Here is a 16,744-nt window from a genome sequence, read left to right on the forward strand (position 1 = left end):
ATTGCCTTATTCTTCGCGGATGCCGGAAAGTTCTGCACGGGAGAGCACCAGACGGGCGCGATCGATAACCGGACCGTCCACCATCTTGCCGTTCAGGGAAACCACGCCGAGGCCTTCGCGAGCGGCGGCTTCAGCGGCTTCTACGACGCGGCGGGCGTGATCCACTTCTTTCTGGGTCGGTGCGTAGAGGTTGTGCAGCAGATCAATCTGACGCGGGTTGATCAGCGATTTGCCGTCAAAGCCCAGCTGTTTGATGTGGGCGGCTTCTTGCAGGAATCCGGCTTCGTTGTTAGCGTCGGAATAGACGGTATCGAACGCCTGAATACCCGCAGAGCGCGCGGCCTGCAAAATGGAACAGCGTGCGAACAGCAGTTCAGTTCCTTCCGGGGAGCGTTCTGTACGCAGGTTGCGCACATAGTCTTCTGCACCGAGGGCGATACCGATCAAACGCTCGGAAGCGTGAGCGATTTCCACTGCGCGGGTAATGCCCAGCGGAGATTCAATCGCCGCCAGCAGGCCGGTGCTGCCGGGTTCACGACCACAGGCTTTTTCGATACGCAGGATCTCTTTTTCGATATCCAGAACATCCTGAGCGGTATCGGTTTTCGGCAGACGCACAACGTCCGCACCACCGCGAACGACGGCTTCCAGGTCGTTAACACCCCATTCGGAATCCAGCGCGTTGACACGCACAATGGTTTCAATATCGCGATACAGCGGATGTTGCAGCGCGTGATAAACCATGCGGCGGGCGGTGTCTTTTTCACGTAATGCCACGGAGTCTTCGAGGTCAAACATCAGGGCATCAGCCGGGTAGATGAAGGAGTTGCTGACCATCGCGGCATTGGCACCAGGCACAAACAACATGCTGCGGCGGGTGCGAGTTTTACGTTGTTGCAGCGAAGCGGAAATCATTGGCAATCCTCCCATGGCAGAGCCGGGATACCGCTGGCGCGTGCCAGCAGGGCTTCCAGTCGTGCACGTAAAATGCAGTCCAGTGCGCCTTTGTCATCGACATTCAGCTGTACGCCGCGCACGTTGTAGCGGGCGAGAACGTCCAGAATGGTGGTGCGAATTGCATCGCCAAACTGTTTCTCAACGCTGCTATTGATTTGCAGGTCGATATCCTGCGTATCGAGTGGGGCGATGCGTATCATCACATCCCCAGACTCAAGGGTGCCTGCAACGGCGGGCTGGTTTATTTTCATTTTTCACCTGTTTCTCATGCGGGGGTCTTTTGACGAGCTGCCGCGTCCTGGCGGGAGTGCTCAAGCAGGTTCTGCAAATAATGCAGCGTGACTGCAGGGACCAGCGGCGCGATAGCCGTGAGATCGTTTTTCGCCAGCAGTTGACGTACCCGGGAAGCGGATATCGGCATCTCCTGGTAACGCAGCCGCTCAATTTCAACCAGTTCGATGGGCGGTGCGGAGATAGTCGGCGTTTCCAGCCAGTAGCGCATATCCTGGTTGTACTGGGCGGTAACGCGACAAAAGGGTTCAGTACCGACAAAGCGGTGAGTTACACCCAGCGCGGGAGCGAGGTACTGACGGAAAATCTTCAAATCAATTTCGGTGTAACAATGGTTAATGACGCTCTGTTCTTTAATGAAGTAGCAAGGGAACGTAGCGCGGGAGATGATGTATTCGGAGCCGCGATGCACAGTCAGGCGTGGAATATCGGCGGTGCCTTTTAACACCAGATCCAGCCGGTCTTCATAGGGGAAGCGTGAAGAATCTTCTTTGACTAAAAACAGATGCAACCAGTCGCACTGTGCCGCAGCCTGTTGAATCAGATAACGGTGACCCTTCGTAAAGGGATTGGCGTTCATCACAATGCAGCCAATCTTGTTCCCGGGATGACGAAATTTTTTTAGCGATTCGGCATAGCGTTTCAATCGCGTGGCGCTGTTTTCCATCAGCACCATCACGCCTGGTACGCTGGTCAACGTGGAAAAACCGCACTGGCGGAACAGCGCCTCGTATTCGGTTTTGGTATAAATAAACAGATGCGTGCTGTGCCGCTCATAGGCGAGGTTTATCAGTTCAGTGGCTAATGTCAGCGCCAGTCCTTCACCGCGAACGGATTCACTGATAGCAACGCATTTAATAATATTTCCGGCAATTCCACCGCACGCGATAAGCTTTTCATCGCGGGTTACGGTAATAAATACTTCGACTGTGGTGTCAACGCTCAAATCATTTTCATGCAGGAATTGGGCGATTTCCGCCATTTTTTTATTTTCTGAACGTTTTACGCGGGTGAAAATATCATTGCCGAACATAATAAATAGTATCCTGAAGGTGCATGTTGTTATCGATTTGCAACGAATGTTGTTCAATGTTGCAAACTGATAACCTTTTATTTTCACTTGGGAGAAAGGGGGGTGATCGAGGTATATCTTTTTCTCCTTTCGCTATACATCCTAAGGAGTATTTTGGCGTGAAATTTTGATTTATTTCACATAGAGTTAGTGGTTTTTTATTTATTTAATGGTTTTAAGTTTTTTAATTAATGTAATTACAAAATGACTCGCGGGTTTAATTGATTTAATTGATTTAATGAATAAAATTTGCCACGATCATAATTAATATCTATGTATTTTGATTCAACATTTTAATTACATCCGTCAAAGAGGCTCGGGACAACCCGCAAGGAAAACAATGTTGCAGCTTAACGAGAATAAACAGTTTGCATTTTTCCAAAGACTGGCATTTCCGCTGCGTATCTTTTTGCTGATTCTGGTGTTCTCAATATTTGTCATTGCAGCCCTGGCGCAATATTTTACGGCCAGTTTTGAGGACTATTTAACGCTTCATGTACGCGACATGGCAATGAATCAGGCGAAAATTATTGCCTCCAATGACAGTGTCATCTCTGCGGTGAAAACGCGTGACTACAAACGGCTGGCGACCATCGCTAACAAATTACAAAGAGATACCGATTTTGATTATGTGGTGATTGGCGACCGGCACTCGATCCGCCTTTACCATCCTAATCCGGAGAAAATTGGTTATCCTATGCAGTTCACCAAACTGGGCGCGCTGGAGAAAGGGGAGAGCTACTTCATTACCGGGAAAGGGTCAATGGGTATGGCGATGCGCGCCAAAACGCCAATCTTTGATGACGATGGAAAAGTCATCGGCGTGGTGTCGATTGGCTACCTGGTGAGTAAAATCGATAGCTGGCGGGCTGAGTTTTTATTACCGATGGCAGGCGTGTTTGTCGTGCTGTTAGGGATTCTGATGTTGCTGTCTTGGTTCCTGGCCGCGCATATCCGTCGGCAGATGATGGGCATGGAGCCAAAGCAAATCGCACGCGTGGTCCGTCAGCAAGAGGCGCTGTTTAGTTCGGTTTATGAAGGGCTGATTGCGGTGGATCCGCACGGTTACATTACCGCCATCAATCGTAACGCAAGAAAGATGCTGGGGCTGAGTTCCCCTGGACGGCAATGGTTGGGTAAACCCATTGCAGAAGTGGTCAGGCCTGCCGATTTCTTTACCGAACAGATTGATGAAAAACGTCAGGATGTGGTGGCTAACTTTAACGGTCTGAGCGTTATTGCCAACCGGGAAGCTATTCGTTCAGGTGATGATTTGCTGGGGGCCATTATCAGCTTTCGTAGTAAAGACGAAATTTCCACCCTCAATGCGCAACTGACGCAAATAAAACAATACGTCGAGAGCCTTCGTACATTGCGACACGAGCATCTCAATTGGATGTCGACGCTCAATGGTCTGTTGCAGATGAAAGAGTATGATCGCGTGCTGGCGATGGTGCAGGGGGAGTCTCAGGCCCAGCAACAGCTTATTGACAGTCTGCGCGAGGCGTTTGCCGATCGCCAGGTGGCGGGGCTGCTTTTTGGTAAAGTGCAGCGCGCCCGCGAACTGGGGCTAAAAATGATCATCGTCCCCGGTAGCCAGCTTTCGCAACTGCCGCCAGGACTGGATAGCACCGAGTTTGCCGCCATTGTGGGAAATTTACTTGATAACGCCTTCGAAGCCAGCCTGCGTAGCGATGAAGGAAACAAGATCGTTGAATTATTCCTCAGCGATGAAGGCGATGATGTGGTGATTGAAGTCGCCGATCAGGGCTGCGGCGTTCCAGAGTCTCTACGAGACAAAATATTTGAGCAGGGGGTCAGTACGCGTGCTGACGAGCCCGGTGAACATGGCATTGGGTTGTACTTGATTGCCAGCTATGTAACGCGCTGCGGTGGTGTTATCACTCTCGAAGATAATGATCCCTGCGGTACCTTATTTTCAATCTATATTCCGAAAGTGAAACCTAATGACAGCTCCATTAACCCTATTGATCGTTGAGGACGAAACGCCGCTGGCAGAGATGCATGCGGAATATATTCGTCACATTCCCGGATTCAGTCAGATATTACTGGCGGGAAACCTGGCGCAGGCCCGAATGATGATCGAGCGTTTTAAGCCGGGGCTAATCTTGCTCGATAACTATCTTCCTGACGGTAGAGGGATTAATTTACTGCATGAACTGGTGCAGGCGCATTATCCCGGCGACGTGGTGTTTACCACTGCAGCCAGCGATATGGAAACGGTGTCTGAAGCCGTACGTTGTGGTGTATTTGATTATCTCATTAAGCCCATTGCCTATGAACGGCTGGGGCAAACGCTAACCCGTTTCCGCCAGCGTAAACATATGCTGGAAAGTATTGATAGCGCCAGCCAGAAGCAAATTGATGAGATGTTTAATGCCTATGCTCGCGGTGAACCCAAAGACGAACTGCCGACCGGCATTGACCCCTTGACGCTAAACGCGGTGCGAAAATTGTTCAAAGAGCCTGGTGTGCAACATACGGCAGAAACGGTAGCGCAGGCACTGACCATCAGCCGCACCACTGCCAGGCGTTATCTTGAATATTGCGCCAGCCGCCATCTGATTATTGCTGAAATTGTTCACGGCAAAGTTGGCAGACCGCAACGCATATACCACAGTGGGTGACATGATAAAGCCGGAGGAAACTGCCTCCGGCATTACTATTTACTTGCCTGTGACCGCTGCTGCCGTTCCTGGCACCATCAGCTCTGTAGCAACGATAACAATCACCAGCCCAACAAGCACCGGCACCGAGGTGCGTTTTACGACTTCAAATGGTGAGATTTTCGCCATCCCGGCAACCGCAACGACTACGCCAGAAACGGGTGACAGGGTACGACCGAGGTTTGACGCCTGCAGCATCGGGATAGTCAAATACGCCGGGTTAATGCCGGAAGAGTGCGCCAGTTTCGGGATCATCTCAACAAACGCATAAAACGGCGCATTGCCTGAACCGGTCGTGACTGCCGCCAGCATTGTCAGAATCACCAATACCAGCATCAGGATGATACTCGCCGAACCAAACGATGTAGCGATAGAAATCAGACTTTGAATAAAGCCGATGGTGCTAAGCCCCTGAGCGAATACCCCAGCGGCAACCAGCAGCATCACCACGTTTGCAAATGCATCTGCCATCCCGCGATAAGCCACTTCCAGACCAGAGAAAACTTTCTGGGTATTAAAGCTGCGGAGGAACTCCAGAATGGAGGCAATCAGCATACAAATCACCAGAATAGTGATGATGTGTAATTGCGGACCCCATTTACCGTCAAAAATCAGTACACCGATGATCGGCGTGAACGGCAAAATGGCATAAAACGCAGGAGCAGTGGTGGTGATTTCACTGACATCTAACATTTCATGAGAGATGTGCTCTTTTTTATCCAGATAACGTTGCCAGAAGAAGTGGGCGATCGCCATGCCGATAATTGCAGCAATTGAGATAGGCAGTGTCGTTTTGAAGGCGAAGTCAATCAGCGACATTTCGGAAGCCTGCGCCGCCAGCACCACATCCCCTGAAGTCGGTGCGAGAATAATCGCCGCCGGGGAGGCACAAATGGCAGCAGCTGCTCCACGACTGATACCAACGTTTACCATCACCGGAAACAGGGTTGCCATCAGCAAAACACCCAGACCGGTTGCGGAAGAGACGGCCAGAGACATCAGACAGGCGACAAAATAGGCGGCAATCATCAGCAGGTAAGGGGAGTTAATATACTGTAATGGTTTTGACGCCAGCTTGACCACCATATCATTCGCGCCGATATGGGTCATGTAAGCGGCAAAGCCACACAGCATCATAATCATCATGCCGAGGTCGCCGCCGCGGCTCATTAGCAATATTTTAACGTATTCAACGATATCCGTGGCGCTGTAGCCTGTTGAAGCCTGGCTGGACGGTAACACTTTGTGCCCCATAATGGCACTAATAATCAGCAATAACAGGCCACCGACAAATAACACACCAGTGGCGGAATACCCTTTAATGATGTAGCGAGCTACACCCACAATAACCACAACCCCAATAAGGAGTTCAATGAATGTCAGCATAATTTTTCCTGTCTCCAGGCCCCAAAGTAAATAATAAAAAAATCCTAAAGCTTAAGGAAAAAATATGCCCAATAAATTGGCGGTGGATGCTGATTAAAATCAAGAAAAACTGCCATTAAGACATTGAAGTTGCTGTTTTTATACGTAGATAACAAAACGCATATTTAGCGGTTGGCAATTATCACATAATAATGTGTGTAAATTGATGGAGGATTGATGCAAATTTGTTAATCGCAATGGTGTTAGCTGCGGTTGTGTGCTCAGAAAATAATCTACCATGAGCATGGGTTGACGATATATATTATATACTTCGTTAAGATGATTGTTGTATATCATTAAAAAATAAAGAAATATTTCCTTGATTGCATTTTGTCATCAAAAAAGACTTGGTTTTCCTTTTTTGACTATTCCCATCGAAGAAAACGACGCATCGATCTTTAATCGATGCGCGGAAATATTTAACTTGAACAAGCGGAAATAAATAGAGAAGCTATTCAGATTATTCTTTATGTTGGGGCTATTAAGGTTATGTTAATAGTAGCTTTGCTATGCTAGTAGTAGATTTTTGATAAATGTTTTATGGTCACAAATGAACGTGAGTAAATATGTCGCTATCTTTTCCTTTGTTTTTATTCAGTTAATCAGCGTTGGTAAAGTTTTTGCTAACGCAGATGAGTGGATGACAACGTTTAGAGAAAATATTGCACAAACCTGGCAACAGCCTGAACATTATGATTTATATATTCCTGCCATCACCTGGCATGCACGTTTCGCTTACGACAAAGAAAAAACCGATCGCTATAACGAGCGACCGTGGGGTGGCGGTTTTGGCCTGTCGCGTTGGGATGAAAAAGGAAACTGGCATGGCCTGTATGCCATGGCATTTAAGGACTCGTGGAACAAATGGGAACCGATTGCCGGATACGGATGGGAAAGTACCTGGCGACCGCTGGCGGATGAAAATTTTCATTTAGGCCTGGGATTCACCGCTGGCGTAACGGCACGCGATAACTGGAATTACATCCCTCTCCCGGTTCTACTGCCATTGGCCTCCGTGGGTTATGGTCCAGTGACTTTTCAGATGACCTACATTCCGGGTACCTACAACAATGGCAATGTGTACTTTGCCTGGATGCGCTTTCAGTTTTGAGACAAATGAAGTTTTAGTAAATTCTTTAAAATCAATCACTAAAATAATTAACATCAAAAATAACGCGACTTTTATCACTTTTTAGTGAAGTTGCACTGGACAAAGCGTACCACAATTGGTGTACTGGTAACCGACACAGCATTTGTGTCTATTTTTCATGTAAAGGTAATTTTGATGTCTAAGATTAAAGGTAACGTTAAGTGGTTTAATGAGTCCAAAGGATTCGGTTTCATTACTCCGGAAGACGGCAGCAAAGACGTGTTCGTACACTTCTCTGCAATCCAGACTAATGGTTTTAAAACTCTTGCTGAAGGTCAGCGCGTAGAGTTCGAAATCACTAACGGTGCCAAAGGCCCTTCTGCTGCAAACGTAATCGCTCTGTAAGATACGTCAGCAAGAATTCAAAACCCGCTTAATCAGCGGGTTTTTTTTGGTCTTTAGTGTGCGGTTGAGGCCGAAAACAGCCAGAATGCCAGTGCGGTCATGGCAAAAGACCCCAGAAGGTTGACGAAAACGTTCAGTAATGCCCAGCCAAAGCGGCCCTCTTGTAACAAAAACACCACTTCTGCCGAAAATGTTGAGAAGGTTGTTAGACCGCCACAAAATCCGGTGGTGATTAATACTTTCCACACTGGATCAATGTTCGTCATCCTGCTGAACCAGGCGAATCCCATTCCTATGATGAATGCCCCAATCAGGTTTGCTGCCAGCGTCCCCAACGGAATCGCCTGATGCAGCGGGTTAAATCGCATACTTAACAGCCATCTCGCCACGCTTCCTGTACCACCGCCAATAAAAACTGCTAAAAGAAGTTGTAACACTGCAAAATCCTGCTATTTGATTTGTATGAGTGATAAGTGTAACGCCGAATAATCGTCGTTGGCGAATTTTACGACTCTGACAGGAGGTGGCAATGCTGGTTGCTGCAGGACAGTTTGCTGTTACATCTGTGTGGGAAAAGAACGCTGAGATTTGTGCCTCGTTGATGGCGCAGGCGGCGGAAAACGACGTATCGCTGTTTGTCCTGCCGGAAGCATTGCTGGCACGCGATGATCATGATGCAGATCTATCGGTTAAATCAGCACAGCTGCTGGAAGGCGAATTCCTCGGACGTTTACGGCGAGAAAGTAAACGTAACATGATGACGACAATTCTGACGATTCATGTTCCTTCAACGCCGGGGCGCGCATGGAATATGCTGGTGGCGCTACAGGCAGGAAACATCGTCGCCCGTTATGCCAAACTGCATCTCTATGATGCATTTGCCATTCAGGAATCACGCCGTGTTGATGCTGGTAATGAAATCGCTCCGTTACTGGAGGTGGAAGGGATGAAGGTCGGTCTGATGACCTGTTATGACTTACGCTTTCCAGAGCTGGCGCTGGCACAGGCATTACAGGGAGCTGAAATCCTGGTACTTCCTGCCGCCTGGGTTCGCGGGCCGCTCAAAGAGCATCACTGGTCAACGTTGCTTGCCGCTCGTGCGCTGGATACCACCTGTTATATGGTGGCGGCGGGGGAGTGCGGGAACAAAAATATCGGGCAAAGCCGGATTATAGATCCCTTTGGCGTCACCATTGCGGCAGCGTCAGAAATGCCTGCACTCATTATGGCGGAAGTGACGCCCGAACGTGTGCGTCAGGTGCGCGCGCAACTACCCGTCTTAAACAACCGTCGCTTTGCGCCGCCGCAATTATTATGATGTTTTTTTACTCGGCGCTTGATTCACCTTGTTACAGATTGCTATTGTGTGCGCGCGTCGAATGACCGTTAATATTCTCTGGTTTTTAAGGCGTGTTCTGTTGCCGGTTATATGTCAAGAAGGTATCTATGGGTGAGATTAGTATTACCAAACTGCTGGTAGTTGCGGCGCTGGTCGTTCTGCTGTTTGGGACTAAGAAGTTACGTACGCTGGGCGGAGACCTTGGAGCGGCCATTAAAGGGTTCAAGAAGGCGATGAATGATGACGATGCTGCGGCGAAAAAAGGCGCAGACGTTGATCTTCAGGCTGAAAAGCTCTCTCATAAAGAGTGACGTGGCGAGCAGGACGCTCCCTCAATATCTTGTTCGATACAAAAAACCCGCTTCAAAAAGCGGGTTTTTTATCAGACAGATGTAAGTAATTATTACAGGATTACTTAACTTCCATCCCTTTCGCCTGCAAATCGGCGTGGTAAGAAGAGCGGACAAACGGACCGCATGCAGCATGGGTAAAGCCCATCGCCAGCGCTTCGGCTTTCATTTCGTCGAACTCATCCGGGCTAACGTAACGTTGAACCGGCAGGTGATGGCGGCTTGGCTGCAAATATTGCCCCAGCGTTAACATCGTCACACCATGACGGCGCAGGTCGCGCATTACCTCAATAATTTCTTCATTGGTTTCACCCAGACCCACCATCAGACCAGACTTGGTCGGGATTTCCGGATGCGCTTCTTTAAAGCGTTCCAGCAGCTTCAGCGACCAGTTGTAATCTGCGCCAGGCCGTACCTGCCGGTAAATACGCGGTACGTTTTCCAGGTTATGGTTGAACACATCTGGGGGCGTTGCAGTCAGAATATCCAGAGCACGATCCATACGACCGCGGAAATCCGGCACCAGAGTTTCAATTTTGATTTGCGGGCTTTTTTCCCGAATGGCAGTAATACAATCCGCAAAGTGTTGGGCACCGCCATCGCGCAGGTCATCACGGTCAACGGAGGTGATAACCACATAACGCAGCGCCATATCGGCAATGGTCTGCGCCAGTTTCACTGGCTCATTGGCATCAGGAGCTACCGGCCGACCGTGGGCAACGTCACAGAACGGACAACGGCGGGTACAAATAGCGCCGAGGATCATAAACGTTGCTGTGCCGTGGTTGAAGCATTCCGCCAGGTTAGGGCAGGAGGCTTCCTCGCAGACAGAATGCAGGCCATTTTTGCGCATTGCGGCTTTGATGCCCTGGATACGTGTAGAGTCCGCTGGAAGCTTGATTTTCATCCATTCCGGCTTGCGCAGCAGGGCTTCGCGCTCTGTTGCCACGTTTTTAACCGGGATAAGGGCCATCTTATCGGCATCGCGGTATTTAACACCGCGTTCCATCACAATGGGTTTACTCATAGCGTGCGTGTTCCAGTTGCGAATTACGAAGGAAAGCGTTTCAATTCAATAGATTGTTGTAATTATCAACTATTTTTGAATTAACGACTGGCAGTATATCATTGAAACGGACCTGAAAGCAGCCAAAGCGGTCGCGAAAATGTAAAATTGTTGTTGGATTGTGCCATTTTATCGTTCTGCGCTGTGATCTGGCTGTAACAATACTTTTTCAAAATGCATTACGGATAACATCTATTACCCCGTGCAGGATGGGATCACGCAGGCTGAATTTGTTGTAGTGGATAGAGAAATCTATTTGCTCCTCATTTAAGGACGGAAAAGGCAGTTTTTCCAGCGGCCAGCAACGGCTAAACAGGTTATAAAAACGGCTGGGAATAATCGCTAACATGTCACTGTTGGCAACCAGTGCAGCGATTGTCAAAATGTTGTAGCTGGTGAAATTGATTTGCCGATCCGGAAACATCTCTTGAACTCTCTGCCGCAGACCGCTGAAATTTTGCCCTTCCGGTAACAGGAGTACATGTGCAGCGTTGTCGATAGTCTCTCTGTCATCTTCTAAAGAGAGTAGTGGATTTCCCTCGCGGCAAATTAACACCATATTGTCGGTGAACAGAACATGATGTTGCACCGTACGATTGGTGCAAAACATGTTATCGATGATGAGATCGGTTTGAAACTGACTGAGTTGGTTTTCCGCGTCGCTGATGGGCGGGTTGCGCAGTAAAAGCTGCGGGTAGTGAGTTTTAATCGCCCGATAGATGACAGGAAGGACCAGGGCTCCGACCGAGGGGGTGGTCGCGATAGTTATCGTTCGTTGCTTATCATAGCTTCCTTCGATATCCAGCGCGCCAAGAATGGATTCAAGGCCCTGACTGATATACTCATGTAGATGCATCGCAAATGCGGTAGGAGTGACACCCTGGCCTTTGCGAATAAACAATGGGTCAGGGAATATAACGCGCAGTTTCTGTATAGACTGACTGATTGCCGAGGGGGTCAGATTAAGCACTTTCGCTGCATTAACGATCCCTTTATGTACATATACAGCTTCAAAAATAGTCAGAAGGTTAAGATCAATATTTCGTAAGGTTGTAAATATTTGTGGTTTACCTTCTGACGACTTTCTGCTTAAACAGGGTTCGATTTGATTATTACTATCCACGCACTTACTCCAATTTTATTCATGGAAAAATAATATTTAAAAAAATTACAATAATCTTATGTCTAATTGGAACGGAACGCTTTTGCTCACCATAATCAACTATTTCAATAGGTTAATCAATGGGGTGAGTTACGGAGCAAGGCGTAGCATCGCATTTCTGCAAGTGATAAAGAAAATATACAAACGCGAAGGAGATGTAAAGCATTAGCAGGTATTATGAGTAATGACCCAGTGTAAATTGGGCCATTGATGTATGGAATTAAGCGCTAATATATTCGAAGTCAGGATTGTTTAGTAGCGCTAAAATATTTTCCAGTAAACGTGGTGCAATATTATTAGTCGTCGCTTCGGGTTTCCATTGTGATATTTTAGCCATTTCCATTCCGGCATACCCACAAGGATTAATACGTAAAAATGGTGAAAGATCCATATTGACGTTTAATGCCAGACCGTGGAATGAACAACCGCGTCGAATTCGTAAACCCAGAGAGCAAATTTTCTTTTCCCCTACATAGACACCAGGCGCGTCAGCCCGAGGATGCGCTTCTATACCCAGTTCAGCCAGGGTATTCACCACTGTTTGCTCAAGCAAGGTCACCAGTTCACGCACACCGAGTTTACGGCGTTTCAGGTTAAGCAATACATACATCACCTGTTGCCCCGGCCCGTGATAAGTCACCTGCCCACCGCGATCGCTCTGAATCACCGGAATATCACCAGGCATTAAAATGTGCTCCGCCTTTCCTGCCTGCCCTTGGGTGAATACCGGATAGTGCTCGACCAGCCAGATTTCATCAAGGGTACTATCATCGCGGGTATCGGTGAATTCATGCATAGCCTGGGAGATTGGCTCGTAAGGCTGAAGACCGAGCTGGCGGACAAGAATTTTATCCTGATACAAAACGGCATCTCCGTGGAGAATGAGTAAAAGTGGGGGAAAAGTATATCACAGCGAGGAGAGGGGAGTTACCCGACCAGGTGCCGGGTAACGGAGAAGCGAGTTACAGAACCATGCGGACAATATCGATTTTGCCCAGTTCTTCATACAGTGTTTCAACCTGCTCGATATGAGTGGCGTTGATAGTGATAGATACCGAGTGGTAGTTGCCTTTGCTGCTTGGTTTTACCGTTGGGGTGTAGTCACCTGGCGCATGGCGCTGTACCACTTCAACCACCTGATCAACCAGCTCAGGTAACGCCTGCCCCATAACTTTGTAAGTAAAAGGAGTAGGGAATTCAAGCAGTTCGTTAAGTTTGGTTTTCATGTCAGCTCCGGCGTAACGTAATTAAATAGCAACTCCCGCCAGAAGGCGGGAGTTTTTTACTGATGCTTAGTATATGGGGACGGAAATTACACTTTCAAGTGTTCAATTTTTAACCAAACCAGTGATGGAACATTAATTTAATGTAATCAATGATTTTGCCGAAGAAGTTACCTTCCGGGATTTCTTGCAACACAACCAGCGGGCGTTGTTCGATCGTTTTGCCATCGAGCTGGAAGTTGATAGTTCCGACGACCTGATTCTTTTGCAGCGGCGCATGCAATTCACTGCTGTTCAGCACATAGCTGGCTTTCAGATCTTTCATGCGGCCACGCGGAATGGTCAGGTACACGTCTTTATCAACCCCTAACGAAGCGCGATCAGAATCACCAAACCAAACCGGTTCAGAGGCGAACTCTTTACCTACTTTCAGTGGGTTAACGGTTTCGAAGAAACGGAAGCCCCAGGTCAGCAGTTTTTTACTTTCGGCTTCACGGCCTTTAAAAGTACGTCCGCCCATCACCGCAGAAATCAAGCGCATCTGGCCTTCAGTCGCAGAAGCAACAAGGTTGTAACCTGCTTTGTCAGTGTGTCCGGTTTTGATGCCATCGACATTCAGGCTGTTATCCCATAACAGGCCGTTACGGTTCAGCTGGCGAATACCGTTAAACGTAAATTCTTTTTCTTTATAGATCGAGTATTCATTCGGTACGTCACGGATCAATGCCTGGCCGATCAGCGCCATATCTCGCGCGGAGCTGTACTGACCATCAGCATCCAGACCATGTACCGTCTGGAAGTGGGTATTTTTCAGGCCCAGGGCGTTAACGTAGCTGTTCATCAAGCCAACAAAAGCGTCCTGGCTACCAGCGGCAAAATCGGCCATGGCGACACAAGCATCGTTACCCGATTGCAGGTTAATACCGCGGATCAGCTGAGAAACCGGAACCTGCATGCCCGGTTTGAGGAACATCAGCGAAGAACCTTTAAACACCGGGTTACCGGTGGCCCATGCGTCGTTGCCGATAGTGACTAAATCAGTTTCTTTAAATTTACCGGCTTTCATTGCCTGGCCGATAACGTAACTGGTCATCATTTTGGTCAGGCTGGCAGGATCGCGGCGGACATCTGCGTTCTGTTCGGCGAGCACTTTGCCGGAGTTATAGTCAATCAGGATGTAGGACTCCGCATCGATCTGCGGTACACCCGGGATCATAGTTTTGATATTCAGGTCATCGGCATGTGCAGCAGAGATAAAGGCTGTGCAAAGAGCCGTGGTGAGCGCCAGGCGCTTCATGATACGAGCGGAAAAAATGGTATTCATGGTCTGAACTACGACATCCGTGATGGAATTAAAAAAAGTGCCCTACTATAGCAAATGCACTACCGGCAGGCATCTGACTTTCCGCGTGACTTTGTTAACGTCATTTACAGAAATTGACACATCAGATGCCTGCTTTACGCTACTGCGCGGTGGTAATAAATGACTGTAATTGGGCTTCGGTTTGCAAACGTTGCTGCAAGGTACTGGCTTCGGCTTTGCTGGCGAATGGGCCAAGCTGGATCCGCCAGACTGCGCCATTTTGAGTTACGCGACCGGGGACGCCGAACTTCTGTCCCAGTTGCTGTTGGTACTGTTGCGCACGAGCCTGATCGCTAACGGCCCCGACCTGCACCATAAAGTTGCCGCTGGCGCTTTGCGAGGCTGCTTGCGGTGTCACCATTGCAGGCGAGGTTGCAGGCGTTGTCGACGGAGCTGTAACAACGGGCTGTGGCGCAGGCGTCGGTTCGCTGCCTTCCAGTACACCAGGCGCTAAGGTCGTTGGTGCGCCGAGGAAACCGCTGCTGGTTACCGGCGCGCCGGTCGGATCTTCGCTTTTTAGCGTCGAATTACTGACCGGAAGAATGTCACCCTGCGGGCCAGACACTGAACTTGTTCCTGCGCCGCCGCTTAAATCGGGAGGTGCAGGCAGGGCGTAAGTCTGTTTGGCGACTGTGGTACAAGCCATACCAGGACCAGAAAGCGAACCATCCTGGGCGACAATAATCGGATCGATACGAACTTTGGTGTTGTTTGACGTGTTAAGACGGTCAGCTGCAGCGCGAGAAAGCGAAATAACGCGGTCGTTGCCGTAAGGACCGCGATCATTAATGCGCACCACGATCATTCGCCCGTTAGCCAGGTTAGTGATTCTGGCGTAGCTGGGGATCGGAAGCGTTGGATGGGCCGCCGTCAGCTGTGTCGGATCGAAAGCTTCGCCAGAGGCCGTCAGGTTACTGCCTGGTTCGGCATCATAGATTGCCGCCAGTCCCGCCTGGCTAAATCGAGACGGATCCTGCACGATTTTGTAGCTTTTACCGTCGCGCTGGTAATCCTGATTTGCCGTCGCGCTCAGTGGTTCGAAACGCGGGTCCGCCCCGCTAATTTCAACTATGGGGCCGTTACATACCGCAGGCTGCGGTACACTTACCGTCTGTTGCTGACCATCATCGCTTGTACATGCCGCGAGCATTCCTGCCGCGATGCAGATCCCGAGCCACTGCTTACGCATTGCGCACCTCTTACACGCTTTTCGACAACATTTTCCTGTGGGTGTGGATTGACATTACAATCCCGAACCCAGCCATCAGCACAATTAGCGCCGATCCTCCATAACTGACCAGTGGGAGCGGAACCCCTACAACCGGCAGAATACCGCTTACCATACCAATATTTACGAAGACATAAACGAATAATATCAGCATTAAGCCACCAGCCATGACGCGACCAAAGGTGGTTTGCGCTCTGGCGGCTATCCACAGCCCGCGCATGATCAGCAGAATGTAGAGAGCGAGCAGAATCAGAATGCCCACTAATCCCAGCTCTTCCGCCAGTACCGCGAAGATAAAGTCAGTATGGCGTTCGGGGAGAAATTCAAGCTGTGACTGAGTGCCGTGCAGCCAGCCTTTGCCGCGTAATCCGCCGGAGCCAATAGCAATTTTAGACTGAATAATGTGATAGCCCGCGCCGAGTGGGTCTGATTCCGGGTCCAGGAGCATCATTACGCGCTGGCGCTGGTAATCATGCATCAGGAAGAACCACAGAATCGGAATGAACGCCGCTACCAGCACTACTGCGACGCCAATCAGACGCCAGCTAAGGCCAGAGAGGAACAGTACAAACAGACCGGAAAGCGCAACGAGGATTGATGTTCCCAGGTCAGGCTGTGCAGCCACCAGCAGCGTGGGCATAAATATCAGCACCAGCGCGATGCCAGTGTTCTTCAACGATGGCGGGCAAACGTCGCGGTTGATAAAGCGCGCAACCATCAGTGGTACGGCTATTTTGGCAATTTCCGACGGCTGAAAACGAACAATACCGAGGTCCAGCCAGCGTTGAGCGCCTTTAGAGATGGCACCGAAAGCATCTACCGCCACCAGCAAAATAATACAGATGATATAGAGATAGGGGGCCCAGCCTTCATAAACGCGTGGAGGAATTTGCGCCATCACCACCATGATGACCAGACCCATCGCGATTTGGCCGATTTTACGCTCCATCATGCCAATATCCTGACCGCTGGCGCTCCAGATAACCAGGGCGCTGTAAACCAGCAATGCCAGTAAAATCAGCAGCATTGTGGGATCGAGATGGACTTTATCCCAGAATGTTTTTTTATTCGGATTATCCGTCATGA

The 16,744-nt window shown here is 49.2% G+C and carries 18 protein-coding genes; 6 read left to right on the forward strand and 12 right to left on the reverse strand.

Going from position 1 to position 16,744, the window contains the following annotated elements; genetic code table 11:
- Positions 1–6: 6 nt before the first annotated feature.
- Genes citE through citC form a run of 3 tightly spaced genes read right to left on the reverse strand, consistent with a single transcriptional unit; the run spans position 7 to position 2,281 of the window.
- The gene (gene citE / locus ACJHW7_RS16590) at positions 7–915 is read right to left on the reverse strand and encodes a citrate (pro-3S)-lyase subunit beta (RefSeq protein ID WP_000622357.1); all 909 of its coding nucleotides are present in this window, start codon (positions 913–915) and stop codon (positions 7–9) included.
- Complete coding sequence (citD, locus tag ACJHW7_RS16595; protein WP_000700703.1) at positions 912–1,208, reverse strand: citrate lyase acyl carrier protein; 297 nt, start codon at positions 1,206–1,208, stop codon at positions 912–914. Before citD ends, citE begins: the two co-directional genes overlap by 4 nt.
- Positions 1,209–1,222: 14 nt before the next feature.
- Entirely contained in the window at positions 1,223–2,281 is a 1,059-nt protein-coding gene (citC, locus tag ACJHW7_RS16600) for a [citrate (pro-3S)-lyase] ligase (protein ID WP_000467695.1), read from the reverse strand.
- Positions 2,282–2,660: 379 nt separating this feature from the next.
- Here citC and dpiB point away from each other — a divergent pair, with 379 nt between their 5' ends.
- Together dpiB and dpiA are read left to right on the forward strand one after the other, a co-directional pair.
- Positions 2,661–4,319: a sensor histidine kinase DpiB gene (dpiB, locus tag ACJHW7_RS16605; RefSeq protein WP_072847881.1), complete on the forward strand. Its 1,659-nt coding sequence runs from the start codon at positions 2,661–2,663 to the stop codon at positions 4,317–4,319.
- The gene (gene dpiA / locus ACJHW7_RS16610; protein ID WP_000126500.1) at positions 4,288–4,968 is read left to right on the forward strand and encodes a two-component response regulator DpiA; all 681 of its coding nucleotides are present in this window, start codon (positions 4,288–4,290) and stop codon (positions 4,966–4,968) included. Before dpiB ends, dpiA begins: the two co-directional genes overlap by 32 nt.
- 39 nt (positions 4,969–5,007) lie before the next feature.
- On the opposite strand, the gene dcuC is transcribed toward dpiA, so the two are convergent.
- Positions 5,008–6,393, reverse strand: a complete 1,386-nt coding sequence (dcuC, locus tag ACJHW7_RS16615; protein WP_000955063.1) for an anaerobic C4-dicarboxylate transporter DcuC — start codon at positions 6,391–6,393, stop codon at positions 5,008–5,010.
- A gap of 589 nt (positions 6,394–6,982) precedes the next feature.
- Between dcuC and pagP the strand changes: the two genes are divergently transcribed.
- Positions 6,983–7,543 carry a lipid IV(A) palmitoyltransferase PagP gene (pagP, locus tag ACJHW7_RS16620; RefSeq protein WP_001103094.1) on the forward strand — a complete coding sequence of 187 codons (561 nt, stop codon included), beginning with the start codon at positions 6,983–6,985 and terminating at the stop codon, positions 7,541–7,543.
- A gap of 174 nt (positions 7,544–7,717) precedes the next feature.
- Entirely contained in the window at positions 7,718–7,927 is a 210-nt protein-coding gene (gene cspE, locus ACJHW7_RS16625; protein ID WP_000034825.1) for a transcription antiterminator/RNA stability regulator CspE, read from the forward strand.
- A gap of 53 nt (positions 7,928–7,980) precedes the next feature.
- Here the strand turns inward: cspE and crcB are convergent, their stop codons facing one another.
- Complete coding sequence (gene crcB, locus ACJHW7_RS16630) at positions 7,981–8,364, reverse strand: fluoride efflux transporter CrcB (protein WP_000939738.1); 384 nt, start codon at positions 8,362–8,364, stop codon at positions 7,981–7,983.
- A 92-nt stretch (positions 8,365–8,456) separates the two neighbouring features.
- Between crcB and ACJHW7_RS16635 the strand changes: the two genes are divergently transcribed.
- Positions 8,457–9,245, forward strand: a complete 789-nt coding sequence (locus ACJHW7_RS16635) for a deaminated glutathione amidase (RefSeq protein WP_000959109.1) — start codon at positions 8,457–8,459, stop codon at positions 9,243–9,245.
- A 128-nt stretch (positions 9,246–9,373) separates the two neighbouring features.
- The gene (gene tatE, locus ACJHW7_RS16640) at positions 9,374–9,577 is read left to right on the forward strand and encodes a twin-arginine translocase subunit TatE (protein ID WP_000503931.1); all 204 of its coding nucleotides are present in this window, start codon (positions 9,374–9,376) and stop codon (positions 9,575–9,577) included.
- A gap of 100 nt (positions 9,578–9,677) precedes the next feature.
- Here the strand turns inward: tatE and lipA are convergent, their stop codons facing one another.
- The 7 genes from lipA to mrdB form a co-directional block, all read right to left on the reverse strand.
- Positions 9,678–10,643, reverse strand: coding sequence for a lipoyl synthase (lipA, locus tag ACJHW7_RS16645; protein WP_000042632.1), 966 nt, complete (start codon positions 10,641–10,643; stop codon positions 9,678–9,680).
- A 208-nt stretch (positions 10,644–10,851) separates the two neighbouring features.
- The gene (locus ACJHW7_RS16650; protein ID WP_000378031.1) at positions 10,852–11,805 is read right to left on the reverse strand and encodes a YbeF family transcriptional regulator; all 954 of its coding nucleotides are present in this window, start codon (positions 11,803–11,805) and stop codon (positions 10,852–10,854) included.
- A gap of 259 nt (positions 11,806–12,064) precedes the next feature.
- Positions 12,065–12,706 carry a lipoyl(octanoyl) transferase LipB gene (gene lipB / locus ACJHW7_RS16655; protein WP_000284026.1) on the reverse strand — a complete coding sequence of 214 codons (642 nt, stop codon included), beginning with the start codon at positions 12,704–12,706 and terminating at the stop codon, positions 12,065–12,067.
- Between the two features lie 100 nt (positions 12,707–12,806).
- On the reverse strand, positions 12,807–13,070 hold the full coding sequence (ybeD, locus tag ACJHW7_RS16660) for a DUF493 family protein YbeD (protein WP_000850550.1): 264 nt from the start codon (positions 13,068–13,070) through the stop codon (positions 12,807–12,809).
- Between the two features lie 109 nt (positions 13,071–13,179).
- Positions 13,180–14,391: a D-alanyl-D-alanine carboxypeptidase DacA gene (gene dacA / locus ACJHW7_RS16665; RefSeq protein WP_001092082.1), complete on the reverse strand. Its 1,212-nt coding sequence runs from the start codon at positions 14,389–14,391 to the stop codon at positions 13,180–13,182.
- Positions 14,392–14,530: 139 nt separating this feature from the next.
- Positions 14,531–15,619, reverse strand: a complete 1,089-nt coding sequence (gene rlpA / locus ACJHW7_RS16670; RefSeq protein WP_001231437.1) for an endolytic peptidoglycan transglycosylase RlpA — start codon at positions 15,617–15,619, stop codon at positions 14,531–14,533.
- A 10-nt stretch (positions 15,620–15,629) separates the two neighbouring features.
- Positions 15,630–16,742 carry a peptidoglycan glycosyltransferase MrdB gene (mrdB, locus tag ACJHW7_RS16675; protein ID WP_000131719.1) on the reverse strand — a complete coding sequence of 371 codons (1,113 nt, stop codon included), beginning with the start codon at positions 16,740–16,742 and terminating at the stop codon, positions 15,630–15,632.
- Between the last annotated feature and the right edge of the window lie 2 nt (positions 16,743–16,744).

This window comes from Escherichia sp. WS1152, from assembly GCF_046487665.1.
Lineage (GTDB): Bacteria > Pseudomonadota > Gammaproteobacteria > Enterobacterales > Enterobacteriaceae > Escherichia > Escherichia coli.